This window comes from Pseudomonas sp. FG86, assembly GCF_057808775.1.
Genome location: NZ_JBMDIS010000007.1, coordinates 92,656 through 114,956, shown reverse-complemented (window position 1 = coordinate 114,956; position 22,301 = coordinate 92,656). Strand labels below are relative to the sequence as shown.

Genomic DNA, 22,301 nt, shown 5'->3' with positions numbered 1-22,301 from the left:
CGGAAACGTTAGTCATGACACCGTCCTGTAGGATGGGAATGGATGCATAGCTTCTAAGCAACAGCGCCGGTTTTGAATCAGATCGCGCGAGCCAAAATGGATTGTGCGCGACCAATGACCGGCGCATCGACCATTTGCCCATCCAGCACGAAAACGCCTTCACCTGAACGAGCGGCTTCGATAATGCGTTGCGCCCAGTGCAATTCTTTCTGGCTTGGTTTCAGCGCCTGATGAATGATCGCGACTTGGGTTGGATGAATACACAGCGCGCCACCAAAGCCCATGTCGCGTGCAAAATGAACAGCGTGTAGCAGCCCTGCGGTGTCCTGGATCGACGGAAATACCCCATCCAACGCTGGAGCGAGCGCGGCAACCCGGGTGGCAAGCAAAACGGCGTAGCGCGCATGGCTAAGGATTTCTTCAGCGGCAGGGCTGCCAGTAGACAGGTTCAGGTCCAGACCCAGATCCAGACTACCGAACGACAAGCGCTCAACGCCTTTAGTGCCGGCAATTTCGTTGAGTGCTGACAAGCCCATGGCGCTCTCGATGATTGGCCAAATCGGCTTTTCGGTACCGGCAGCTGTGGTGACCTGTTTCGCGCTTTCTGCTTTGGGCAGCAGAATTCCGATAACGCCGGCGTGGCGTCGGCTAAGATCCAGATCCGCAACATGCGCCCAGTGATCCGGGGCATTCACTCGGACCAGAATTCGTGCATCCGGGGCTTCGCTCAGAAATGCATCGAGATTATCCCTCGCCTGCTCCTTGAGGTTTTCTTGCACGGCATCTTCCAAGTCAACGATGACCCGATCCGCCCCGGTGGCAATAGCTTTTGAGATGCGCTCTGGTCGAGTGGCCGGCACAAACAGGGCGGAGCGAACAATTGATTTGCTCATGGCGTTGCTCCATTGCTGAACTCGATCTCTCCGATCTGTGCTGTGCCGTCCTGATTGCCAGCCCAGACCTGTGCCTTGCCGTTTTCGATTAGACGTCCGCCCACCTCGAAAGGCTTAGGCGAAATCAGAGGTCGTACTCCGCGGAATGCGAAACGCTCCAGACGCGCAGTTGGATGCGCTTTGGTAAAGGCACGCAAATTTAACGTTGCGATCAATGGACCATGTACCACCAGCCCCGGATAACCTTCGGTCTCTGTCACATACGGCCAGTCATAGTGAATACGATGACCATTGAAGGTCACTGCGGAATAGCGAAACAGCAGGGTTGGAGTGGGCTCTATTCGTTCCTGCCATTGGCCTTCAGGTAGCTTTTCGGTACCGTTCAGTTTGGGCGGGGAAGGTTCACGGTAAACAATGTCCTGATCGTCTTGAAGGGTGCGTTTGCCGTCCTGGAAAAACTCATGGCGTACTGTGACGAACAATAAGGAACCCGTGCGACCGTGCTTCTCCTCGACGTTGAGGATGGTCGATACACAGGTCACTTCAGCATCCACTTTTAATGGCTGGAAAAACTCAATTCGGCTTCCCGCCCACATGCGATTACGGTTATGGGCCGGCGGCAAAAATCCCCCAAGCGCTGGATGGCCGTCCGGCCCCAGTTCGCTGGCACCCACCGGCTCCTGAAAAAATGCCCAGTGCCACAGGGGCGGCAGCGGCTCACCGGGTTGTGGAGCCGACTCGCCCAATGTCGCGGCAATGCGTTTGACCAGAGTGAAACTAATCCGGTCCTGGCTTTCCTGACGTCGTCCAATCCAGGCGGAAAAATCGGAACTGTTGCTCATATTCTTTGCTCCAGTCGGTCAGTGATCAGGCCAGGGCAGCCATTTCTGGAATCGCTTCAAACAGATCTGCCACCAGGCCGTAATCGGCCACCTGGAAGATCGGCGCTTCTTCGTCCTTGTTGATCGCAACGATCACTTTGGAGTCTTTCATGCCGGCCAGGTGCTGGATCGCGCCGGAGATACCGACCGCGATGTACAGCTGTGGAGCAACGATCTTGCCGGTCTGACCGACCTGCATGTCGTTGGGTACGAAACCTGCGTCGACCGCGGCGCGCGAAGCGCCGACGGCAGCGCCCAGCTTGTCGGCCAGGGCGTACAGGTGTTTGAAGTTGTCGCCGTTCTGCATGCCGCGACCGCCGGAAACGACGATCTTGGCAGCGGTCAGTTCAGGACGATCGGACTTGGCCAGCTCTTCGCCAACGAAGCTCGAGGTGCCAGCGTTGTGCGCAGCAGCCACCGCTTCAACAGCAGCCGAACCACCTTCAGCGGCCACCGGGTCGAAACCGGTGGCACGCACGGTGATCACTTTGACCGCAGCGTTCGACTGAACGGTAGCGATGGCGTTACCGGCGTAGATCGGGCGCTTGAAGGTGTCAGTGCTTTCCACCGAGATGATCTCGGAGATCTGGTCAACGTCCAGCTGAGCGGCAACGCGCGGCAGGATGTTTTTGCCGTTGGAAGTCGCGGCAGCCAGGATGTGGCTGTAGCCAGCGCCCAGCTCGGCTACCAGCGGCGCTACGTTTTCCGGCAACTGGTGAGCGTAGGCAGCGTTGTCGGCCACCAGCACTTTGGCCACGCCAGCGATTTTCGCAGCGGCTTCAGCCACGGCGCCAGCGCCCTGGCCAGCGACCAGAACGTGGATGTCGCCGCCGATTTTGGCAGCGGCAGCCACAGTGTTCAGGGTGGCCGGAGCCACTACCTTGTTGTCGTGTTCAGCGATTACCAAGATAGTCATGATTAGATTACCTTCGCTTCGTTTTTCAGTTTCTCGACCAGTTCAGCCACCGACTTGACCTTGATACCCGCGCTGCGTGCAGCCGGCGCTTCGACTTTCACGGTCTTGTTGGTGGAGGCGGTGGAAACGCCCAAAGCGTCCGGAGTCAGCACTTCGAGAGGCTTCTTCTTGGCTTTCATGATGTTTGGCAGGGACGCGTAGCGCGGCTCGTTCAAACGCAGGTCGGTGGTGACGATGGCGGGCAGTTTCAGGGAAACGGTCTGCGCGCCGCCGTCGATTTCGCGGGTCACGGCAACGCTGTCGCCGGACACTTCGACTTTCGAAGCGAAGGTGCCCTGACCGTAGCCGCTCAATGCAGCGAGCATCTGGCCAGTCTGGTTGTTGTCGCTGTCGATGGCTTGTTTGCCAAGGATCACCAGCTGCGGCTGTTCCTTGTCGACAACAGCTTTCAACAGTTTGGCAACGGCCAGGGAAGTCAGATCTTCAGCGGATTCGACGAGGATGGCGCGGTCGGCACCCAGAGCCAGCGCGGTGCGCAGTTGCTCTTGAGCAGTGGTCGGGCCGACGGAAACGACGACGATTTCAGTCGCAACGCGCCCTTCTTTTATAAAGAGTTCTTTCAGGCGTACGGCTTCTTCCACGGCGATTTCGCAGAATGGGTTCATCGACATCTTCACGTTGGCGAGGTCGACGCCGGAATTGTCCGCCTTGACGCGAACTTTCACGTTGTAGTCGACTACTCGTTTCACAGCTACCAGGATCTTCATTGGGCAGTGTTCTCTCAAAAACTTTGATCGTTGCAGGCAGGCTTTTTGTGTTCAGCTCAAGGTTAAATCGCCCCGGCTGAGCGCATTTGTTCAATACGATCCGTACCTAGCCCCAGTTCCCTGAGCACCTGTTCGGTGTGCTGGCCGAGGCCCGGTACGGCATCCATACGTGGTTCGAATGCGCTATTGCTGCCTGGAGGAATCAAGCTGGGCACGGTGCCGGCAGAGGTTTCGACTTCCCGCCAGCGATCACGTGCCTGAAGTTGCGGATGGTCCCAAACACCTTGCATGTCGTTGACCCGAGCGTTGGCAATTTGCGCCTGCTCCAACCGATCAAACACGGCATCGAAATTAAGTGTGGAGAACGATTCAACGATGAGTGCCCGCAGCGCCTGGCGGTTTTCGACGCGCTTGAAGTTGGCAGAGAAACGTTCGTCTTTCGCCAGTTCAGGCGTCAGCAGTACCTTGTCGCAAAACAGCTGCCACTCTCGTTCGTTCTGCAAACCCAGCATTACTGTGGTGCCGTCACCGATGGGGAAGGGACCATAGGGGTAAATCGTGGCGTGCGCGGCGCCGGCGCGAGGGGGAGGTGTAGCGCCGTCGTAGGCGTAGTACATCGGGTAGTTCATCCACTCGACCAGGCTTTCCAGCATGGACACATCGAGGTGGCTACCTTCGCCAGTGCGTCCACGCAACAGCAAGGCTGACAGAATTCCGGTGTAGGCGTACATGCCGGCCGCAATGTCAGCAATCGAGCAACCTGCCTTGGCCATTTCGTCCTCACCCGGTCCTCCGGTGACCGAAAGAAATCCGCCTTCGCTCTGGATCAACAGGTCATAGGCTTTTTTCTTTTCATAGGGGCCGCCTGCGCCGTAGCCTGAAATGTCACAAACGATCAGGCGCGGAAACCGCTGATGCAAAGCCTCAAATGAAAGTCCCATTCGTGCTGCGGCACCCGGCGCCAGGTTCTGCACCAGGACATCGGCAGTGGCCAGCAAACTGTCCAGCACCTCGGTGGCCGAATCTTGTTTCAGATCGAGGGTCAGGCTTTCTTTCGAGCGATTGGTCCAGACGAAGTGCGAGGCGAGACCATTGACACGTTGGTCATAACCTCTGGCGAAGTCCCCCGTGCCGGGGCGTTCGACCTTGATTACACGCGCACCAAGGTCGGCCAATTGTCGGGTGCAGAAGGGCGCTGCAATGGCATGCTCAAGGCTGACGACAGTAATGCCATCGAGCGGACGGATGCCTTTGGGTTGGCTCATGATTATTATCTCTCTTGTCATGGCTCCCCAGTCGCGCCTGCTTAAGCCGACGCACTGGGCTTTACGCTGATCCTTTAGAAGGAGCGCGGCAGTTCGAGCAGGTGTTCGGCAACGTACGACAGGATCAGGTTGGTGGAGATGGGAGCAACCTGATACAGACGGGTTTCACGGAATTTGCGCTCGACGTCGTACTCGCAGGCAAAACCAAAACCGCCGTGGGTCTGCAAGCACGCATTGGCGGCTTCCCAAGAGGCTTTCGCCGCCAGGTACTTGGCCATGTTGGCGCTGGCCCCGGCGTTGATACCGCTGTCGTATTCCTCGCAAGCACGCCAGCGCATCAAGTCAGCCGCTTCGATTTCAATGTGTGCTTCAGCGATGGGGAACTGAACGCCTTGGTTCTGCCCGATAGGGCGTCCGAACACGACGCGATCACGCGCATAGGCGCTGGCTTTTTCGATAAACCAGCGACCGTCGCCAATGCATTCGGCGGCGATCAGTGTGCGCTCGGCGTTCAGGCCATCCAGGATATAGCGGAAACCTTTGCCTTCCTCGCCGATGAGGCTGTCGGCAGGAATTTCGAGGTTGTCGAAGAACAACTCGTTGGTTTCGTGGTTGACCATGTTGGCGATAGGTTGCACGGTCAGGCCGTTACCGATGGCCTCACGCAGGTCGACGAGAAAGATCGACATGCCTTCGGACTTTTTCTTCACGTCGGCCAGAGGGGTCGTACGCGCCAGCAGGATCATCAGGTCGGAATGCTGAATTCGCGAGATCCAGACCTTCTGTCCGTTGATGACGTACTTGTCGCCTTTGCGTACGGCGGTGGTCTTGATCTTGGTGGTGTCAGTACCGGTAGTCGGCTCTGTCACTCCCATCGATTGCAGGCGCAATTCGCCGCTGGCCAGTTTCGGCAGGTAGTAACTTTTCTGTGCCTCGCTACCGTTACGCAGCAGGGTGAACATGTTGTACATCTGCCCGTGAACGGTGCCGGAGTTGCCACCGCAGCGATTCACTTCTTCCAGGATTACCGAGGCCTCGGCCAGTCCGAGGCCGGAGCCGCCGTACTCGACAGGAATCATCGCCGCCAGCCAGCCGGCATCGGTCAGGGCCTTGACGAAGGTTTCCGGGAAGCCTTTTTCTTCGTCGACTTTACGCCAGTAAGCCGCATCGAATTCAGCGCAAAGAGCGCGTACGCCCTCGCGGATGGCATTGAGTTCCTCAGAGTTGCGGTCAGTCATTATTGTTCTCCTCAACGCGTCACGCATGACAACGGCCCTGCGTGACCGGGTACGGGCATAGAATGGTCAGATCGGGTTGAAACCCAGCGCAGCACGAAAGCGATTCTTGATGTAGTGACCATCGCGCGGTGGCAGCACCCGTGGCGGGTTTTCCGCCTTGATTTTTATCGTCGCTAGCTTGACGCCATCGCGAGTTGCAAAGCGCTCGCGCAAGTTATGTACGCCTTCCATGTCACGGATTTCATCGGTCCAGCTGAAGCCGCAAGTCTTTGCGACCTGATCCAGGGAAATACCAAAACCGGCGTGGCTGACTTGCATGCCGGTTTCGCCGAAGTGACCGTTATCCAGCACAGCGATGGTCAGGTTGGCAGGCTTCTGCAGTGCCACCGTGGCCAGTGCGCCGAACCCCATGAGCAACTCACCATCACCGGTGACCACCACCACCGATTTGTTTGGCTGCGCATTCGCCAGGCCCAGACCCACAGTGATTGCGCTGCCCATGGCGGCCCAGAGGTAATAATTCAGATCGTTGTCACCGGCGGCCATGACGTCATAGGACGCTGAACCCAGGCCTGTCACGACCAGCACGTCTTTGCGGTCGGCCAGCAAGGCCTTGACCACTTCGCGGCGGCACAGAGTGTGGTTTGCGCTTACTTGACCCATTTCTTTTCTCCAATCAGGCGCTGACCGAGCAGCAGGGCAGTGGACGAATCACCGTTGAAGGCCATGGTCGCGGCACCGTGCAGCAACGGGGCGACGTCTTCCGGAACGTCCGCGCGCCAGGTCATGACCTTCATCAGGTTCAGGGAGGCTTCGGTGGCCTGACCCATAGGGTTCTGCCATGCGTTGAATTCGGCCCAGTCGCCGCGCATGGTGACCACCATCAACAGCGGGAAGCCGGCACAGACTTGAAGTGCCAGAGTGTTGATGCAGTTACCGACGCCGCTGGACTGCATCAGGAGGGCACCGCGTTCGCCGCCAAGCCATGCGCCGGCGAGATAGCCGATGCCTTCTTCCTCGGTGGTGAGGACAACAGCCTTGATGTCCGGGTCTGCATACGACATACGGATCGCCGCCGAGTGGCCTGCATCCGGGACGAAGACCACGTGTTTGACGTCATGGGCCTTGAGCACGCGGAACACGTCCTCCTGCCAATCCTGTCCCACGATTTGTTCAGCTTCTGTTGACATACTCATCTCCCAAGCAGTGCTGCTTTTGTGTTTTCACCCATTCTGGGAGTGCTGGAGGAGAAGGACGACTACCGTTTTTGTCTTTGAGATATGCCCATTTTGTATAGCTGGTTCGGGAATGCGTGGCATGTCGGGTAAATGCGATAGCCACGCTTTATGGGAAGGGGGAATGATTAACGCAGCGGTGTGCAGAATGTACGGATCGTCTCGCAAGCCCGGCGCAATGAAGCATCATCCAGTGCATAGGCAATACGGATTTAAGGACCCAGACCAAAATCACTGCCATGTTCCACGGCCACATCTGCTTCCAGGAATTTACAGAACATACGATCCCCTTGAAGTTGTAGGCCTGGTTCGGCGTTACCTTTCGCTCAAGGAGTCAATGACGTGCCTTCACCAGAAAGTTTCAGTCACGTGCAACTACCTATGATGGTGGGGGCAGTTGAGCGTGGCTTCTTCAACGCAGGTAGCATCCGCTACTCAGGGATGGTTAAAAGGGCCCAGGGATCGTCATGGGCCCTTTAACTAACCGCAGTAATCGTCAGTGCTTCAGATCCTCGCAGCGTGCGACTTAGTGCAACCCCTCAGTCCGGTTCGTTCTTCAATCTCACCCGAACCGCTGATGTAACCATAGCGTGACAGGTTCGGCATCAGCATTGCGGCTATGAAAGTGATGGTCACGACAGCCGCGACATAGAAGAAAAAATACTCCTCTGTACCTTGTGACCGCAGCGACAAGGCGACGTATTCCGCGGTGCCGCCGAATGCCGCATTGCCTACCGCATACGGAAAGCCCACGCCTAACGCACGTACCGCAGGTGGGAAAAGCTCAGCTTTGACGATCCCGGCAATGGGAGTGTAAAGCGATGCGATAGCGAGGCCGCCAAATACCAGCAGGAACGCCGTAAACGGACTACTGACTGATTGCAGTGAATAGAGCAGAGGGATCACCAGCAGCATGGCCAATCCAGAAAACATCAACATGTGAGCTTTGATTCCGATACGGTCGGCGAGCAGACCAAAGAGCGGCTGGCAGAACATAAAGCCAACCAGTGCCGCCGTCATGATGAAACTCACCGTTTCCGGACTAAACCCTGCAGAGATCACTAGAAATTTCTGCATGTAGGTGGTGAAGGTGTAGAAGTAAAGCGAACCGCCAATGGTGAACGCTACTACCAGTGCAACGGCACGTTTGTGTTTGAACATGCCGCGCAGCGAACCGGCATCTTTGCGGTTCATGTCTTTTTTGGTGGCGGTTTCATGCATGGCGCGTCGCAGATACACCACCACGATGGAACTCAATGCACCGATGAAAAAAGGAATTCTCCAGCCCCATTCCCGCAGTTCCTCGCCGGTGAGGGTTTGTTGAAGAATGACCACGGTCATCAGCGCCAGGAGTTGGCCCGCGATGATGGTGAAGTACTGGAACGACCCATAGAAACAGCGTCGTCCCGGCGTCGCGATTTCACTGATGTAGGTGGCACCTGTACCGTACTCTGCGCCTACAGACAGGCCCTGAATCAGTCTGGCGACGACGAGCAAGACTGGCGCAGCCATACCTATCGTTTCATAGGTGGGCATGACGGCGATCAATAGCGAACCGGCGCACATCATGAACACCGAAATGATCATTGAGACCTTGCGGCCACGGGTGTCGGCAATCCAGCCGAAAATCCAGCCACCGAGAGGGCGCATGAAAAAACCGACGGCAAAAACGCCGGCTGTAGCGAGCAGTTGGCTCGTGGTGTCACCTTTGGGAAAAAACGAAGCCGCGAAGTAGATGGCGGTGTAGGCGTAAATGAAAAAATCGTACCACTCCACCAGATTGCCCGAGCAGGCACCCATGATGGCTCTGACGCGATTCGGACTTTTCATCTGATCGGACTTTTCAGTGTGGAGTGTTGAGTCGCTGGTTGATGCGGACATTTTGTTCACCCTTTTTTCAAGGCGAGACGATACGAGGCGCACGCTGATGCGTGTCCGACGTTGCTAGCTCGATGGGTTGATGTGCTTAACGCAGTTGCAGTGATCCTTTGACGACCAAGGCAAATGAAGAGGGGGGATGTGTACGAGAGGTCAGCTGCTCACTGACGGTATTAGGCGGGTCGGTCAGGTAACGAGAAATGTAGTAAGTCATGGCGTAAACCCTCGAATCTTATTCTTGTCGTCAGTCGATCGCCCTTGGCGTCGACGTTGATTGCACGCTACCGCAGAGTGACGAGGGTAATAAGCCGTCAGCCAGGTCTAACTGATATACCGAAATTCTATAGCTTGTCTTGCAGCCCCGGCTGGCTAGGGTATACAGCTGCTCGTAAGCCGCGACTCCCCATGCGGCGCGGATTCTGCGGCATTCCAAGGGGCGCTAATGTGTTTACACTGACTCTACCTTCGACGCATTTCGCGCCGAGCCCGACTTTGACTGGCCTGGTAATGGATGTCGTTCAACTCAAGACCCTGATTCATGTGGCCGAGCTAGGCAGTCTCAGCAAGGCTTCCGACCGGCTTCACATCGCACAGCCGGCACTGAGTAGGCAAATTCGTCTGTTGGAAAAAGAACTCGGGGCCTACCTTTTTGATCGGCATGGTCGAGGCATGGAAATTACCGATGCCGGCCGTGAAGTCTTGGCGCATGCCACCCGGATCATGGAAGAGATGGAGTCCATTCGAAGTTCGGTCGTGGGCGGGAAGTCTTCATTTCGGGGTACAGTGGTGATCGGTACAACACCGACGGTTGCGGAAATTGTCACCGTTCCGCTGGTTCGGAAAATCAAAGAAGAGCATCCGAATCTCGCCATCAGGTTCTCCTCCGCCTTTAGCGGTTACCTGCTGGATTGGGTTCAGCGTGGCGAATTGGAGCTGGCGATTTCTTACGATCCCCAACCCTTGCATACGCTGCGTATCGTGCCGGTGATGATGGAAAACCTGCTGCTGGTGGGGCCCGCCAGCGCCAAGCTGCGCCTGGATGCGCCGGTGTCATTCGAGTCTTTGGCTGAGCAGCAATTGGTGTTGCCAAGCGCCCGCCACAGTCTTCGCGTGATTTTGGATAATTGTGCGCGTGAAGTCGGTATCAAGCTCAAAACCAGCGTTGAAGCCGACTCCTTCGGCGCGATGATTGACCTGGTTCGCAATGGCTTCGGTTTGACAGCTTTGCCACTGGCATCGATTTATACGCAGATTGAATCGGGAGTGCTCAGTGCTGCACCTTTGGTCGACCCTATTCCCATGCGTAAATTGGTCCAGGTATTTCCCGCGGACAGGCGAGTCAGCCCGGCTGCAAAATTTGTTGGGGATGCGTTCATCGAGATTGCTGCCGATCTAGTAGGTCGCGAAATCTGGGCAGGGCACATGCTTTGAACAACATCAATCCTCGACCATGAACCTATGAAGGAAACCCCCGTTGTCTTCCCACCGAACTGAGATTCGACCGGCCAGATTGCCATCCTCTCTGAGGATTCGGCCGGCATCATTGGCGGTCAGCGACTCGAGTTCTTTGATGGTAATTTTGGCCATGAAATGGACTCCCCCTACTTTTACCCCCACAAAAACGCCGGCTCTTGATGGACGTTACTGGAGTCTCGTAGAGCAGAACACCGCTGGAGCTCAAGTAAATACTCGCTTGGAAAAATCCAGAGTAAAACTTTGGAAGCTTTCAAGACGTATGAAAAAGGAGATGGGGTGCTAGGGGTCGAGTGTTCGAATCACTCCGTCCCGACCATTATTCCTGAGTAAAATCAGACAATTGAGCCGATCTAACAGATCGGCTTTTTTGTGCCTGCGCAAAATCAGCGCAAAACTACCCGGTGATTTCACTGATATTCAGGTCCGGGATTGCTTCTGCCCAGATGATTTCATCGTGGTCCCGCTGGTGGTTTTTGGTCATGCCCTCGCTCGCATGACCAGTGATCTTTTGCCCATCCTTTCCGGCTTTCTCTTACAGGTGCAGCGACAGAGCTCGCACTTCGTGGAAGCCTGGCATCTCCTCTTCCTTCCATCCCGCGTAGCTGCTCGCCGCCTCGCTGACCGCCTTGAGCGCTCGCGCCAGATATGAGCTGGCCTAATGAATTTGGACATATCAATAGGGCGCTCTGATGGCGTCCAAACCTGAGGTGTGCAGTTGCTGTTATCGACTCAGCCCGGGCATCTCTTGCGCACGACGCAACGCGACGTTGCGTCCCGGCCATATTCTCTCGAGGTGCACTGCCGCCTATGTTGTTGGCCTGGCAAACATGAATGCGAGTGACCTTCGTTGGAAGGTCACCGCTGTCGAACCTCAGGAGTCTATGGCATGGGCCTTTCTACACGTGATACAGCAGCGACGATACAAAAAGCATCAATGACAAAGGGGCTGGTGCTTCTGTTTGCTTTTTGTTGCGGTGCCATCGTGGCCAACATCTATTACGCACAACCGATTATTAGCTTGATCGCCCCGGATATCGGCATGTCGAGTGGGAGCGCGAGTTTCATCGTTTCGCTGACCCAGATTGGTTATGCGCTCGGATTGTTTTTCCTGGTGCCCTTGGCGGACCTGCTAGAAAACCGTCGGCTGATGATCGCGACGATCGTGATTACGATCTTCAGCCTGGTCGCCGCCGGTTTATCCAAGCAGCCGAGTGTATTTCTAGTGGTGTCGGCACTCATCGGTTTCAGCTCAGTCTCCGTGCAGATGCTTATTCCGTTGGCGGCACATCTGGCATCGGAAGAGTCTCGCGGTCGGGTGGTTGGCGGGATTATGGGGGGCTTGCTGCTAGGGATTCTGCTGGCGCGGCCTCTGTCGAGCCTGGTTGCCGATCATTTGGGCTGGCGGGTGGTGTTTGTCGGGGCCGCCGCCTTGATGCTCGTTATCGCCATCGTGATTGGCATGACCCTGCCTAAATGGCAACCGACCCATCGTGCGTCTTACGGCCAATTGCTGATGTCCCTTGGCCAACTGTTTTGCCGCGAGCCCGTGCTGCGTCAGCGCGCGCTCTATCAGGGGCTGATGTTTGCGGCGTTCAGTTTGTTCTGGACCGCTGTGCCATTGATATTGAGTCGTGAGTTCGGCCTCACGCAAAGTCAGATTGCGATTTTCTCTCTGGTTGGCGCCATCGGTGCCATTGCCGCACCTATCAGTGGCCGTCTTGCCGATGCAGGCCATACTCGACGAGCGTCGCAGGTGGCCATGGTGCTGGGTGTATTGAGTTTCCTTCCGGCCTTCATCAATCCCTTTTACGGTGTGATTGGGTTGGCCGTCACCGGGATAGCGCTGGATTTTGCAGTGCAAATGAACATGGTGCTTGGCCAGCGAGCTGTCTATGCATTGGGCACTGCCAACAGAGGCCGTCTGAATGCGTTGTACATGATCAGTATCTTTATTGGGGGTGCAATCGGTTCTTCGGTAGCCAGTTTGCTTTATGAACATGCCGGCTGGCTGGCGATTGCTGCGGTGGGAAGCGCATTGTCGCTGGTAGCTCTAGTCGTCTTCTCGGTGGTTTCTCGTCGGACCCGAACTGGCACAATGCTCAATATGAACAACGGGTGAGTCAAGGAGTGTCATGGACAAGCTGCTCGCATTGAAGATGTTCGTCCAGGCTGTGGATTCGAAGGGCTTTTCTTCTGCCGCTCGACAGTTAGGCCTGGCGACGTCTTCTGTGACTCGGATGATCGATGGGCTTGAGGCGGAACTGGGCGCTGTCTTGCTTAATCGATCCACGCGTCAAATCTCATTGTCAGATGCCGGGGCCGCCTACTACTTGAAAGCGCGGGAAGTGCTGAATGCTGTCGCCGAGGCGGATGCCTCGGTCAGTGACCGCGGGGAACTCCCTGCGGGCCATCTTCGTATTTCCGTGCCCGTAGCGCTGGGGCGTCGTCTGATTGCACCTCATATTGCCTCGCTGTTGAAGCGATACCCTCAACTTGTGTTGGACATGACGCTCTCCGATGACATCGTTGAATTACTGGGGGAGCGCGTCGATCTGGCGATTCGATTGGGATCGGCAGCCGCCATGGATGGTGTCGTCAGTCGTCCAGTCGGTCATTTCAAGCGCCGGGTGGTGGCCAGTGCCGAGTACCTGAATGCACATGGCTTTCCTGAACATCCCATGGACCTCATGCAGCACGAGTGCCTGCGTTTCAGTTACGGCCCAAAGCAACAGGTGTGGACTTTCTTAAAGGAAGGTGAGGAGACTCGAGTACCGATTGAGGGCCGCTTCAAAAGCAACAATGCCGAGGTTTTGCGTGAGGTTGCGTTGGCGGGCGGTGGAGTGGCTCTGTTACCTGACTGGCTCGTCAACGACGATATTGGCAGCGGTGATTTGACTTCATTGTTCGAGTCTTTCGTTATCAATCCGAACGATGCCAGTTCGGCCATTTCCGCGCTGTATCTTCCCAATCATCGTGGCTCCAAGCGCGTCAATGCGTTTATCGATTTCATCAGCGAATTGCTAGGGCCTGAAGGCTCGTTTTCGAACGATGCTGTCAGGAGATAGCCTTGAAATGCTTAAGCGCCTGCAAAACTCTATCGATATTTCCCCAGCAAAGAGGCACGGATAGACCGCGTGTACGACGAGGTGTATCAGTGGGATTCCTCGTGTTCGCGTTAACGGGTTGCTGCATGAGCGCCAGGCGCTCATGAGCGTGCGCCTGGCTACCGATTCAGACGTTTCGCCGGCATCGGCTGGCTGACTTGTGGCCGAAGGGCATAAAGTCGACACCGCCCGGATCGGTCATGACTCCAGCGCCTCCTGCCAGCCACGTCGCGCCAGCGGCAGATCGAGCAAGCGCTTGCCGGTGGCATCGTTGATGGCATTGCCCAGTGCTGCGGCCATGGGGCCCTGGACGATTTCCGCCGCACCAAGAAATGGCTGATCCGGCTGATCAATCAGGTGGACCTCGACCTGTTGCGGCAAATCCGGAAAACGCATGATCGGATAGCCGCTCCAGTCGAAACTGTGCATGCCGCTGGCGTCATAGAGGATTCGCTCATAGAGCGTCCAACTGGCGGACTGCACGATGCCACCCTGGATCTGATTGAGCAGCCCGTCGGGGCTGACAATTTGCCCCACGTCGACGGCGGCGACAACGCGATCAATCGTCACCTGTCCAGTCTGGCGCTGCACATGCAACTGCACGGCGATTGCGCAGTAACCCATGATGTTTTTGTAGCGGGCAAAGGCAAAGCCGATTCCGCTGCCGGGGCCCGTTGCTTTTTGCGGCCAGCGGAACTCAGCGGCCACGCGTTCCACCACCGCCCGTGCTCGCGGATCGCTCAAGTGATTCAGGCGAAATTGTACCGGGTCGACGGTGGCCCTGGCCGCCAGTTCATCGACGGTGCTCTCGATGGCGAAGATGTTGATATGGGCACCGAGCGAACGCATGGCCGAGGTCCTGAATGGCATGGTCAGTACAAAGTTAAGATCGACCTTCAGGTTGGGGATCTCATACAACGGAACGGCATTGCGGTCGCCGTCGCCTTCGGGCTGAGCGATCGGTACCGACGGTGCCGGGGTGAAGGGATTGGCCAACAGCCACGCCGGCAACAGGCGCCCGGCGTTGACGATACGTTCGTTGTGCGGCGTACTCCAGAGTTCGTATGTCCAGTCGCGAAGCCGCCCGCTGTCGTCCAGTCCTGCTTCCACTTCGGCAAGCATGGCCGAGCTGTAGGGCTCCCAGAGATTTTCCTGTTCGCGCATCCATTGCACCCGTATCGGCTTGCCGGGAATGGCCATGGCGATCAGCGCGGCGTCGGCGGCGGCGTCATCGGCGCCGTTGTGGCCATAGCAACCGGAGCCTTCAGCGTGGATGCACCGCACCTGAGCCACCGGCAGGCCGACCATCTCGGCGATACCCGCGCGCAATGGATAGACACCTTGAGAGTGGGTCCACACGGTCAGTGTGCCATCCTTGAACCAGGCCACTGCGCAGGAGGGGCCGATGGAGCCGTGCATCAGGTATTGCTTGGTCACCCGGGCCTTGTAGGCGCGCGGCACCGGTTGCGGGAGGTCACCCTTGGCACTCACCGGGTAGCGTCGCGCCGGCAATTCGGTGAGGAGTTGATGGATGTGTGTCGAGTCGGGCAGCGGGTTACCTGCTGTCCAGCGGGCCGTGGCATAGCCCTCGCGCATTGCTTTGACCGCCAGCCATTCATCGGTGGCGACCACGGCAAGGTAGCTGCCGTTGCGGATCAGTTTCACCTCACCGGGCAGTTTCCCGAGGGCGGCCTCGTCAATCTCCAGAAGCTGACTGCCGCGCCGGGGTGGCCGTATCACGCGGGCATGCAGCATATCGGGCAGGCGCATGTCCTGCACATAGGCTGCACCGCCGCTGACTTTGGCCGGGATGTCCAATCGAGGCAGTGATTGGCCGATCAGGGTGAAACGGCTGGCTGGCTTGAAGGGCGAGTTGGCCGATGCAAAACGATGCAGTTGGACCCCTGCCACGGCTTGTGCGTAGGTCATGCTGCGGCCTTGCGCATCGTAGATCACCGCGTTCCGCGTGGTCAGGCTGTCGACGTTGAGATGCCATTGCCGTGCCGCGGACTCGAGCAACAATTGACGCACCTGGGCCGCGGCGTTGAACAGCGCGGTGCCGCTGTCGACGATCGTATGGCTGCCGGCGGTATACCCTTCATTGGGGGTCAGTGCGGTGTCGGCGGTGAGAAAACGGATGAGCGTGGGCGGCACTTCCAGCCGCTCGGCGGCGATCTGCAGGAGCGCAGTTTTGACGCCAGTGCCCAGTTCCACTTTGCCGGTGTAGACGGTGATGCCATCTTTCGCATCAATGCGGATCCAGGCGTCCAGGTGAGGAGTGGCGCGCAGGCTGCCCGGCAGGTCGGGGGCGAGGATCTCTGTCCCCAAGGTGTCTACTTCAGTGTCGGCGAAGGCGCGAGGAATAGCCGGGAGCAGTGCGAACCCCATCACCAATGCGCCATTTATCATGAAGGCGCGGCGGCTCAGATCGACTTTTTGCGTTGAGGTTTTCATACCTTGCCCCCTTGCGCGATGACCGACTTGATAGCGGCGAGGATTCGCACATGGGTGCCGCAGCGGCACAAGTTGGCTGCCATGTGGCGACGGATCGTTTCATCGTCCGGATGGGGGTTGGCTTCCAATAGCGCCTGTGCGCGGACGATCATTCCGGCGATGCAATAGCCGCACTGGGCCGCCTGTTCCTCGATAAAGGCTTTCTGCAAGGCACCCGGTTGGTCAGCGCTGCCGAGGCTCTCGACCGTGCGCACCGATTTGCCCGCCAGCGCGCCGCAGGGCGTCAGGCAGGAAAACACCGGTTTGTCGTTCACTAGCACCGTGCAGGCGCCACATTGACCCAGACCGCAGCCGTATTTGGCGCCGTTGAGCCCCACTTGATTGCGCAAGGCATACAGCAAGGGCATGTCGTCCGCGATGTCCAGTTCGTGAGTCTTGCCGTTGATATCGAGTGTGATCACGGTTGCTGCTCCTGAGCCCGAATGCTTTTGATGGTCTTGTCGAGATCCGTCCAGGGACGGTTCGCGCAACTTTGGTTGCGCAAGTACTCGGCAAGTGCGGCCACATGGGTGTCGTCCAGGCTAGGGGCGAAGGCAGGCATGTAGTGGCTGGAAGCGGCGCTGGACATGGGGATGCCCTGCAGGATGGTCTGGATCAAATTGCGTGGCGAGTCCGCCATCACCGCCGAGGTGTTCGCCAGCGCCGGCCGAGATTCAATGACACGCATCGGCGCCGCGCCGCCGTGGCAACTCGCGCAGGCGCCGTCGAACAATGAGGCGCCCATAAGTGCTCTGGCGCTGGGCTTGACCCCAGAAGTGCAGGGCGGCGATGGGGCATCCGATGAGGTTTTCTTGAGGTCGAGAATGTACTGCGCGATGGCATGGGCATCTTCCGTCGGCAATTGCGCGATGCTCAGACTGACCGGCAACATCGGGCCCGCTGCTGCGCCGTGTCCTTCGGCGACCTCGCCCGTCAGATAGGCGACCAACTGGGCTTCGTTCCAGGGGTGTTGCGCCTCGGTCATTCCGCGCAGGGCAGGGGCAGTCCAGCCGTCGACGACACCACCGTTGAACCGCTCGCTGCTTTTTTCCCCGCCAATCAGATTCAGGGGCGAATGGCAGGATGAACAATGTCCCGCTCCCTCGACCAGGTAGCGTCCGCGGTTCCATTGTGCTGACTGGTTGGGAAGTGGCTCCAGCGGATCTCCATGCAGGAACAACAGGTTCCAGAAGGACACCAGCGGACGGAAGTTCATGGGGAAGACCATGTGGTTCTGCGGCGCGGTGTATGTGATCGGGTCCACGCTCATCAGGTAGGCATAGGCGTCGGCGATATCGGCGTCGCTCATCTTTCGATAATGCACGTAGGGGAACGCCGGATAGAGGAAATGGCCGTCACGCGCGATGCCTTCACGCATGGCCCGTTCAAAGGCGTCCAGCGACCACTTTCCGATACCGGACTCCGGGTCCGGGGTAATGTTGGTGGTGAAGAGGGTTCCGAAAGGCGTTACCAGCGGCAAACCGCCGGCCATGTAGGCGCCTCCTGGCCGTGTGTGACAGACCGCACAGTCTCCGGCTTCGACGACGCGGCGGCCTCTGTCCAGGGTTTCGCGATCGGCCTTCAGGGGCTGGCTGACCGTGGCAATTTCCGGCCTCCACATCATCCAGAACGCAAACCCTAACCCCACGACGCCGATCGCCAGAACGACACCGATGATCGTTTTGCGCTTCATCGCCTTACCTCTCGAGCTGAATTAACGACAGATTTTTCAATCCGCCGCGTGCGATGGGCGTACGGCGATTTTCCATGACGTGAGCTTAGAGAGGGTGCTTGTGATGGAGTACCCCATCAAGGCGCAACGCTACATTGCGCCAGGCGCAACGGTGACCGAATCAACAACCGCTAACTCGCGCAGCGTGCGCCCCTGCCCAAAGACAGGCGCTCAAGGACCGTGGCGCGCCGAAGGCGTGATCGGCACATCGTTGCGTTTTGCGAAAAGCTACGTTGTGCAACCGACGGATTCTCTGGCGGCGCTCCGGCCCCTACCTTGGGGGGGTGAAACACTCAACCACGGAGACCGTCATGAGTTTGCACTCATCCACAATTCAAGTGACTTACGACTTCATCTGCCCATGGTGCTGGATCGGTGAGGAACATCTCGAACGCGCTCTGGCTGCTTCGGGTTTATCAACGGACCGACCCATCGGCTTCCTGCCTTATCAGTTGAACCCTGACATGCCCGTTCAAGGCATGGATCGCAAAGTCTATCGCTCTGGCAAATTCGGCAGTTGGGCACGTAGCCAGGCGATGGACGCACAGGTCACCCACGCCGGTAAGGCGGTCGGGCTTGAGTTCGATTACGAGCGAGTCAAAAAAACGCCCAACACCCTGGCCGCGCATCGGTTGGTATGGCGCGAGCAACAGGCGGGTCGAGACGCGTCGACGCTGGTCAAGGCCATTTTCAAGGCGTACTTCGGCGAGGGGCGGGATATCGGCGACCTCACGATACTGGCCGACATCGCCGCCGAAACCGGGCAGGACCGAGCGGTCATTGTCGACTTTCTCAAGTCCGATGAAGGCACGGCTGAAGTCTTGAAGCTCGAAGCCCAAACCAAGGCATCCGGTGTGCGCTCGGTGCCCAGCATTCAGATCGCAGATGACGTGATCAGTGGCGCCCAGCCCGTCGAAATAATGACCCGGATACTGAAACGAAGCGAAGCCGCTTAAGGCGTTTTTCCAATCCCTATTCATTCAGGAAATCATCATGACTCATCACTTGTTCAGCCCGATCAAACTTGGCCAACTCACCCTCAAGCACCGCGTCGCCATGGCGCCTCTGACTCGTTCGCGGGCGGGGCAACCGGGCAACGTACCGACATCGATGAACGTCGAGTACTACCGTCAGCGTGCCAGTGCCGCATTGATCATTACCGAGGCTACGCAGATTTCGCAGCAGGGCCAGGGTTACGCCTGGACCCCCGGCATCCATAGCGACGAGCAGATCCAGGGCTGGAAGGCGGTCAGCGAGGCCGTGCACGCAGAAGGCGGGCGCATTTTCCTGCAGCTCTGGCATGTGGGGCGAGTGTCGCACCCGGTGTTCCAGCCTGGCGGCGGCTTGCCGGTGGCGCCGACCGCGCAACCGGTGCCCGGCAAGACCTTCATCCTCAATGAAGAGGGCGAGGGCGTATGGGGTGATGTACCTGTCCCTCAAGCGCTGGACATTCCCGGGATCGAAGCGATCGTTGCCGACTTCCGCAAGGCCGCTCGCAACGCGATCCTGGCGGGTATGGACGGTGTGGAAATTCACGCCGGCAATGGTTACCTGCTCGACCAATTCATCAACAGCGCCAGCAATCAGCGGAGTGATCGCTACGGTGGAAGTATCGAAAACCGTGCCCGGTTGCTGCTTGAAGTCGTGGACGCCGTGACCGCGCAAGTAGGCGCCGAACGCGTAGCTGTCCGCCTGACACCGATGGGACGTTTCATGGGGATGGGCGATGACACCCCGGAACAAACCTTTGGCTACATCGCATCCCGGCTCAATCACTGGAATCTCGCGTACCTGCACCTGGTAGAACCGATGATGGTTGGCACAGTGCTCGATGAAAGTAACGACCCACGCTGGGACGCGATCATCAAGCAACTGCGTAATGACTTCCACGGCGTTCTGATGTTGGCGGGAGGCTACTCCGGCGAAACGGCCGAACAGGCCATTGCGCAGGGGCGTGCGGACCTCATCGCGTTTGGTCGCCCGTTCATTGCCAACCCCGACTTACCGGCTCGCTTGCGCGGCCGTAACGAACTCAACGTGGCTGACGGCAACAGCTTTTTTGGCGGCGACGCCAAGGGGTACATCGACTATCCGGTGTTGGCATAACGCAACGCTAAACCGCAGCCGGGGAAATCACCCGGCAACGAGGAGAAAGGTAATGAAGCGTTCAGGTGTTCCGAAGGCCTTGGTCATTGGTGGTTCCCTGGGAGGGCTGTTCGCCGCCACGGCGTTACGCGCGATTGGTTGGCAGGTCGATATTTACGAGCGATCCCCTGCGGCGATGGACAGTCGTGGCGGGGGCATCGTTCTGCAGGCGGATGTCCTGCACCATTTTCGCTATGCGGGCATTCATCCGGCAGGTGCGCTCGGCGTCCGGTCCCATGATCGTCTCTATCTGGATCGAGTCGGTAGCATCGTGCATAAAGAGCCGATGCCGCAAACTCAGACGTCATGGAATACGCTATACAGCGCATTATTTTCTGCGTTTCCTGCCGAGCATTATCACCGTGGCAAGACGTTGGTGGATCTGACCCAGAATGAGCACAGGGTGACTGCGACTTTTGCAGATGGCGGCAGTGCAGAGGGTGACCTGCTGATTGGTGCCGATGGCGCGGGTTCAACCGTACGAAGCATGGTGCTGCCTGGAGCGGTACCTACTTATTCGGGGTATGTGGTGTGGCGTGGGCTGGTCGATGAAGAGCAACTTCCAGACTTCGCCAAAACGCAGCTTTACGAGGACTTTGTTTTTCAACAGGACCCTGAATCGCTGATGCTGGAATACATGGTCCCGGGCGTGAATGGCTCCGTTAATCCTGGCGAGCGTCGGTTCAATTGGCTGTGGTATTTGAAAGCTGCACAAGGGCCGGAACTGGACGCTGTGCTCACTGACCGCAATGGCCATCGGCGTAGTCACTCCATTCCACCCGGGGCCTTGGCCACGGGGCAGGATGCTTACATTCGGGAAATGGGTGAGCGGCAGGCGAACCCGGCTTTTCGGGAACTGATTCGCCAGACCAAGGATATTTTTGTGCAGGCGATCCTTGATCTCAACGTCCCGCAAATGGTGTTTGGCCGTGTGCTGTTGACGGGGGATGCCGCTTTTGTGCCGCGTCCTCATACCGCCGGAAGCACGGCCAAGGCCGCCCGCAATGCACTGTCCCTGGCGCAAACAATCGATGACAGCGGCGACCTCGATCATGCACTGCTGGCCTGGCAGCGACAGCAACTTGCAGAAGGCAAGCGCATGGCAGATTGGGGAGTGAATATGGGCAATCGGATCATGGGCATCGCGCAAGCCTGATGGTGCGGTTCACACCGGCCAACCTGTACCTGCCCCAGGATGCCACTCTATTGATCAATCGGTTATTTGTCGTTTTTTGATTGTCATCCGATCAATTGTAGGGTCGCAGGCCTCTTTAATCAGGCCATTGAGCACAGCCATGCAAGATTCCCATTGCCTGGTCATGCACAGTCGCCACCTTTACCTTTCGATTTCGGAGTCCGTTCATGGACAAGTTGCTTGCGCTGAAAATGTTTGTCGAAACGGTACGCTGTGGGGGGTACTCATCTGCAGCGCGTAAGCTCGGCATCTCCACGTCGTCGGTGACGCGGCAGGTCGCGGGGCTGGAAAGTGAGTTGGGCGCCAGCCTGCTCAACCGCACCACGCGCAATACGAGCGTCACTGTGGCGGGGCAGCACTATTTCGATAAGGCCGTGGCGATCCTGGAGGCCATCGATGAAGCGGATGCCGTCGTTGCCGATCGTGGCAGCGAAGCTCAGGGGCGTCTGCGGGTCAGTGTCCCGGTGGAGTTCGGCCGGCGAATCATCGCCCCGCACTTGGGGCGGCTGCTTGAACGCCATCCCGGTCTGGAAATCAGTCTCTTGCTGAGCGACGAGATCAGTGACCTGCTCAGCGAACAAATTGATGTGTCAGTACGTCTTGGTTCATCGGTTGTCAGTGACGACATCATCAGCAGGCAGTTGGGCGAGTTCCAGCGCTGGGTTGTGGCGAGTCCCGAATACCTGGCACGAACCGGACTGCCCCGACACCCTTGCGACTTGCTGGAGCACCAGTGCTTACGTTTCGATTACCGCATGGGCCACCACCAATGGACATTCCAGGGGGATGAGGACCTCATCCGCTTGAATGTGCAGGGACGGCTGCAAAGCAACAATGCCGACATTCTGCGCGAGGCTGCCTTGGCCGGTGGCGGGGTGACGCTGTTGGCCGATTGGCTGGTACGTGAGGATGTCAGTGCAGGTCGGCTGACGCGGGTGTTGGAGCAATATGAGGTCAACCCAGGCAGTGCAAGCACCTGCATCAATGCGCTGTATCTGCCCAACCATCGTGGCTCCAGTCGCATCAATGTATTCATAGCGTTTCTTCAGGAAATAATCACGCCCTAAGCGCGTCTCGTGCATC

Annotated in this window: 20 protein-coding genes and 2 pseudogenes; 7 read left to right on the top strand and 15 right to left on the bottom strand. The window is 57.8% G+C overall.

Going from position 1 to position 22,301, the window contains the following annotated elements; genetic code table 11:
• Window positions 1-77 precede the first annotated feature (77 nt).
• The 10 genes and pseudogenes from ACODSV_RS07130 to ACODSV_RS07085 form a co-directional block, all read right to left on the bottom strand.
• Entirely contained in the window at window positions 78-893 is an 816-nt protein-coding gene (locus tag ACODSV_RS07130) for an HpcH/HpaI aldolase/citrate lyase family protein (RefSeq protein ID WP_150056481.1), read from the bottom strand.
• Entirely contained in the window at window positions 890-1,735 is an 846-nt protein-coding gene (locus tag ACODSV_RS07125; RefSeq protein WP_150056482.1) for an HTD2 family dehydratase, read from the bottom strand. Before ACODSV_RS07125 ends, ACODSV_RS07130 begins: the two co-directional genes overlap by 4 nt.
• 25 nt (window positions 1,736-1,760) lie before the next feature.
• The gene (locus tag ACODSV_RS07120; RefSeq protein ID WP_454844067.1) at window positions 1,761-2,690 is read right to left on the bottom strand and encodes an electron transfer flavoprotein subunit alpha/FixB family protein; all 930 of its coding nucleotides are present in this window, start codon (window positions 2,688-2,690) and stop codon (window positions 1,761-1,763) included.
• A 2-nt stretch (window positions 2,691-2,692) separates the two neighbouring features.
• A complete protein-coding gene (locus ACODSV_RS07115; RefSeq protein WP_454844066.1) occupies window positions 2,693-3,457 on the bottom strand; it encodes an electron transfer flavoprotein subunit beta/FixA family protein in 765 nt (254 codons plus the stop codon).
• Between the two features lie 62 nt (window positions 3,458-3,519).
• Complete coding sequence (locus ACODSV_RS07110) at window positions 3,520-4,722, bottom strand: CaiB/BaiF CoA transferase family protein (RefSeq protein WP_190300968.1); 1,203 nt, start codon at window positions 4,720-4,722, stop codon at window positions 3,520-3,522.
• A 74-nt stretch (window positions 4,723-4,796) separates the two neighbouring features.
• On the bottom strand, window positions 4,797-5,960 hold the full coding sequence (locus ACODSV_RS07105) for an acyl-CoA dehydrogenase family protein (RefSeq protein WP_454844065.1): 1,164 nt from the start codon (window positions 5,958-5,960) through the stop codon (window positions 4,797-4,799).
• A gap of 66 nt (window positions 5,961-6,026) precedes the next feature.
• Entirely contained in the window at window positions 6,027-6,623 is a 597-nt protein-coding gene (locus ACODSV_RS07100; RefSeq protein ID WP_150056397.1) for a thiamine pyrophosphate-dependent enzyme, read from the bottom strand.
• Window positions 6,611-7,150 (bottom strand): thiamine pyrophosphate-binding protein, encoded by a 540-nt coding sequence (locus ACODSV_RS07095; RefSeq protein WP_150056396.1) that lies wholly within the window; start codon window positions 7,148-7,150, stop codon window positions 6,611-6,613. The genes ACODSV_RS07100 and ACODSV_RS07095 overlap by 13 nt, the downstream gene beginning before the upstream one ends.
• A 173-nt stretch (window positions 7,151-7,323) precedes the next feature.
• A pseudogene (locus ACODSV_RS07090) lies at window positions 7,324-7,458 on the bottom strand (aspartate transaminase); the annotation flags it as partial.
• Between the two features lie 241 nt (window positions 7,459-7,699).
• The gene (locus tag ACODSV_RS07085) at window positions 7,700-9,076 is read right to left on the bottom strand and encodes an MFS family transporter (RefSeq protein WP_454844064.1); all 1,377 of its coding nucleotides are present in this window, start codon (window positions 9,074-9,076) and stop codon (window positions 7,700-7,702) included.
• A 504-nt stretch (window positions 9,077-9,580) separates the two neighbouring features.
• On the opposite strand from ACODSV_RS07085, the gene ACODSV_RS07080 reads away from it, so the two are divergent.
• Window positions 9,581-10,504, top strand: coding sequence for a LysR family transcriptional regulator (locus tag ACODSV_RS07080; RefSeq protein ID WP_150056399.1), 924 nt, complete (start codon window positions 9,581-9,583; stop codon window positions 10,502-10,504).
• Window positions 10,505-10,510: 6 nt separating this feature from the next.
• On the opposite strand, the gene ACODSV_RS07075 is transcribed toward ACODSV_RS07080, so the two are convergent.
• A complete protein-coding gene (locus ACODSV_RS07075; RefSeq protein WP_190300994.1) occupies window positions 10,511-10,660 on the bottom strand; it encodes a hypothetical protein in 150 nt (49 codons plus the stop codon).
• A gap of 283 nt (window positions 10,661-10,943) precedes the next feature.
• Window positions 10,944-11,195: pseudogene (locus ACODSV_RS07070) on the bottom strand (integrase); the annotation flags it as partial.
• A gap of 240 nt (window positions 11,196-11,435) precedes the next feature.
• On the opposite strand from ACODSV_RS07070, the gene ACODSV_RS07065 reads away from it, so the two are divergent.
• Both ACODSV_RS07065 and ACODSV_RS07060 read left to right on the top strand, forming a co-directional pair.
• Entirely contained in the window at window positions 11,436-12,668 is a 1,233-nt protein-coding gene (locus ACODSV_RS07065; protein ID WP_150055396.1) for an MFS transporter, read from the top strand.
• A 13-nt stretch (window positions 12,669-12,681) separates the two neighbouring features.
• Window positions 12,682-13,614 carry a LysR family transcriptional regulator gene (locus ACODSV_RS07060; RefSeq protein ID WP_102623990.1) on the top strand — a complete coding sequence of 311 codons (933 nt, stop codon included), beginning with the start codon at window positions 12,682-12,684 and terminating at the stop codon, window positions 13,612-13,614.
• 237 nt (window positions 13,615-13,851) lie between these two features.
• Here ACODSV_RS07060 and ACODSV_RS07055 read toward each other — a convergent pair whose 3' ends face one another.
• From ACODSV_RS07055 to ACODSV_RS07045, 3 genes are read right to left on the bottom strand one after another with little or no spacing between them, the layout of a single operon-like run.
• On the bottom strand, window positions 13,852-16,107 hold the full coding sequence (locus ACODSV_RS07055; protein WP_150055395.1) for a xanthine dehydrogenase family protein molybdopterin-binding subunit: 2,256 nt from the start codon (window positions 16,105-16,107) through the stop codon (window positions 13,852-13,854).
• A complete protein-coding gene (locus ACODSV_RS07050) occupies window positions 16,104-16,568 on the bottom strand; it encodes a (2Fe-2S)-binding protein (RefSeq protein WP_150055394.1) in 465 nt (154 codons plus the stop codon). The genes ACODSV_RS07055 and ACODSV_RS07050 overlap by 4 nt, the downstream gene beginning before the upstream one ends.
• Window positions 16,565-17,839: a c-type cytochrome gene (locus ACODSV_RS07045; protein ID WP_102623992.1), complete on the bottom strand. Its 1,275-nt coding sequence runs from the start codon at window positions 17,837-17,839 to the stop codon at window positions 16,565-16,567. The genes ACODSV_RS07050 and ACODSV_RS07045 overlap by 4 nt, the downstream gene beginning before the upstream one ends.
• Before the next feature lie 350 nt (window positions 17,840-18,189).
• Here ACODSV_RS07045 and ACODSV_RS07040 point away from each other — a divergent pair, with 350 nt between their 5' ends.
• From ACODSV_RS07040 to ACODSV_RS07025, 4 genes are all read left to right on the top strand, one after another.
• A complete protein-coding gene (locus ACODSV_RS07040) occupies window positions 18,190-18,834 on the top strand; it encodes a DsbA family oxidoreductase (protein WP_024076455.1) in 645 nt (214 codons plus the stop codon).
• 37 nt (window positions 18,835-18,871) lie between these two features.
• Window positions 18,872-19,984 (top strand): alkene reductase, encoded by a 1,113-nt coding sequence (locus ACODSV_RS07035; RefSeq protein ID WP_024076454.1) that lies wholly within the window; start codon window positions 18,872-18,874, stop codon window positions 19,982-19,984.
• 52 nt (window positions 19,985-20,036) lie between these two features.
• On the top strand, window positions 20,037-21,179 hold the full coding sequence (locus ACODSV_RS07030; RefSeq protein ID WP_069076662.1) for an FAD binding domain-containing protein: 1,143 nt from the start codon (window positions 20,037-20,039) through the stop codon (window positions 21,177-21,179).
• A gap of 206 nt (window positions 21,180-21,385) precedes the next feature.
• Window positions 21,386-22,285 carry a LysR family transcriptional regulator gene (locus ACODSV_RS07025; RefSeq protein WP_150055393.1) on the top strand — a complete coding sequence of 300 codons (900 nt, stop codon included), beginning with the start codon at window positions 21,386-21,388 and terminating at the stop codon, window positions 22,283-22,285.
• The last annotated feature ends 16 nt before the right edge of the window (window positions 22,286-22,301 follow it).

Coding starts and splice junctions, on each gene's coding strand:
- ACODSV_RS07030 (WP_069076662.1), top strand. CDS start 20,037: ATGAAGCGTTCAGGTGTTCCGAAGGCCTTGGTCATTGGTGGTTCCCTG.
- ACODSV_RS07110 (WP_190300968.1), bottom strand. CDS start 4,722: ATGAGCCAACCCAAAGGCATCCGTCCGCTCGATGGCATTACTGTCGTC.
- ACODSV_RS07055 (WP_150055395.1), bottom strand. CDS start 16,107: ATGAAAACCTCAACGCAAAAAGTCGATCTGAGCCGCCGCGCCTTCATG.
- ACODSV_RS07095 (WP_150056396.1), bottom strand. CDS start 7,150: ATGTCAACAGAAGCTGAACAAATCGTGGGACAGGATTGGCAGGAGGAC.
- ACODSV_RS07085 (WP_454844064.1), bottom strand. CDS start 9,076: ATGTCCGCATCAACCAGCGACTCAACACTCCACACTGAAAAGTCCGAT.
- ACODSV_RS07065 (WP_150055396.1), top strand. CDS start 11,436: ATGGGCCTTTCTACACGTGATACAGCAGCGACGATACAAAAAGCATCA.
- ACODSV_RS07035 (WP_024076454.1), top strand. CDS start 18,872: ATGACTCATCACTTGTTCAGCCCGATCAAACTTGGCCAACTCACCCTC.
- ACODSV_RS07120 (WP_454844067.1), bottom strand. CDS start 2,690: ATGACTATCTTGGTAATCGCTGAACACGACAACAAGGTAGTGGCTCCG.
- ACODSV_RS07075 (WP_190300994.1), bottom strand. CDS start 10,660: ATGGCCAAAATTACCATCAAAGAACTCGAGTCGCTGACCGCCAATGAT.
- ACODSV_RS07040 (WP_024076455.1), top strand. CDS start 18,190: ATGAGTTTGCACTCATCCACAATTCAAGTGACTTACGACTTCATCTGC.
- ACODSV_RS07130 (WP_150056481.1), bottom strand. CDS start 893: ATGAGCAAATCAATTGTTCGCTCCGCCCTGTTTGTGCCGGCCACTCGA.
- ACODSV_RS07100 (WP_150056397.1), bottom strand. CDS start 6,623: ATGGGTCAAGTAAGCGCAAACCACACTCTGTGCCGCCGCGAAGTGGTC.
- ACODSV_RS07125 (WP_150056482.1), bottom strand. CDS start 1,735: ATGAGCAACAGTTCCGATTTTTCCGCCTGGATTGGACGACGTCAGGAA.
- ACODSV_RS07045 (WP_102623992.1), bottom strand. CDS start 17,839: ATGAAGCGCAAAACGATCATCGGTGTCGTTCTGGCGATCGGCGTCGTG.
- ACODSV_RS07105 (WP_454844065.1), bottom strand. CDS start 5,960: ATGACTGACCGCAACTCTGAGGAACTCAATGCCATCCGCGAGGGCGTA.
- ACODSV_RS07080 (WP_150056399.1), top strand. CDS start 9,581: ATGGATGTCGTTCAACTCAAGACCCTGATTCATGTGGCCGAGCTAGGC.
- ACODSV_RS07025 (WP_150055393.1), top strand. CDS start 21,386: ATGGACAAGTTGCTTGCGCTGAAAATGTTTGTCGAAACGGTACGCTGT.
- ACODSV_RS07115 (WP_454844066.1), bottom strand. CDS start 3,457: ATGAAGATCCTGGTAGCTGTGAAACGAGTAGTCGACTACAACGTGAAA.
- ACODSV_RS07060 (WP_102623990.1), top strand. CDS start 12,682: ATGGACAAGCTGCTCGCATTGAAGATGTTCGTCCAGGCTGTGGATTCG.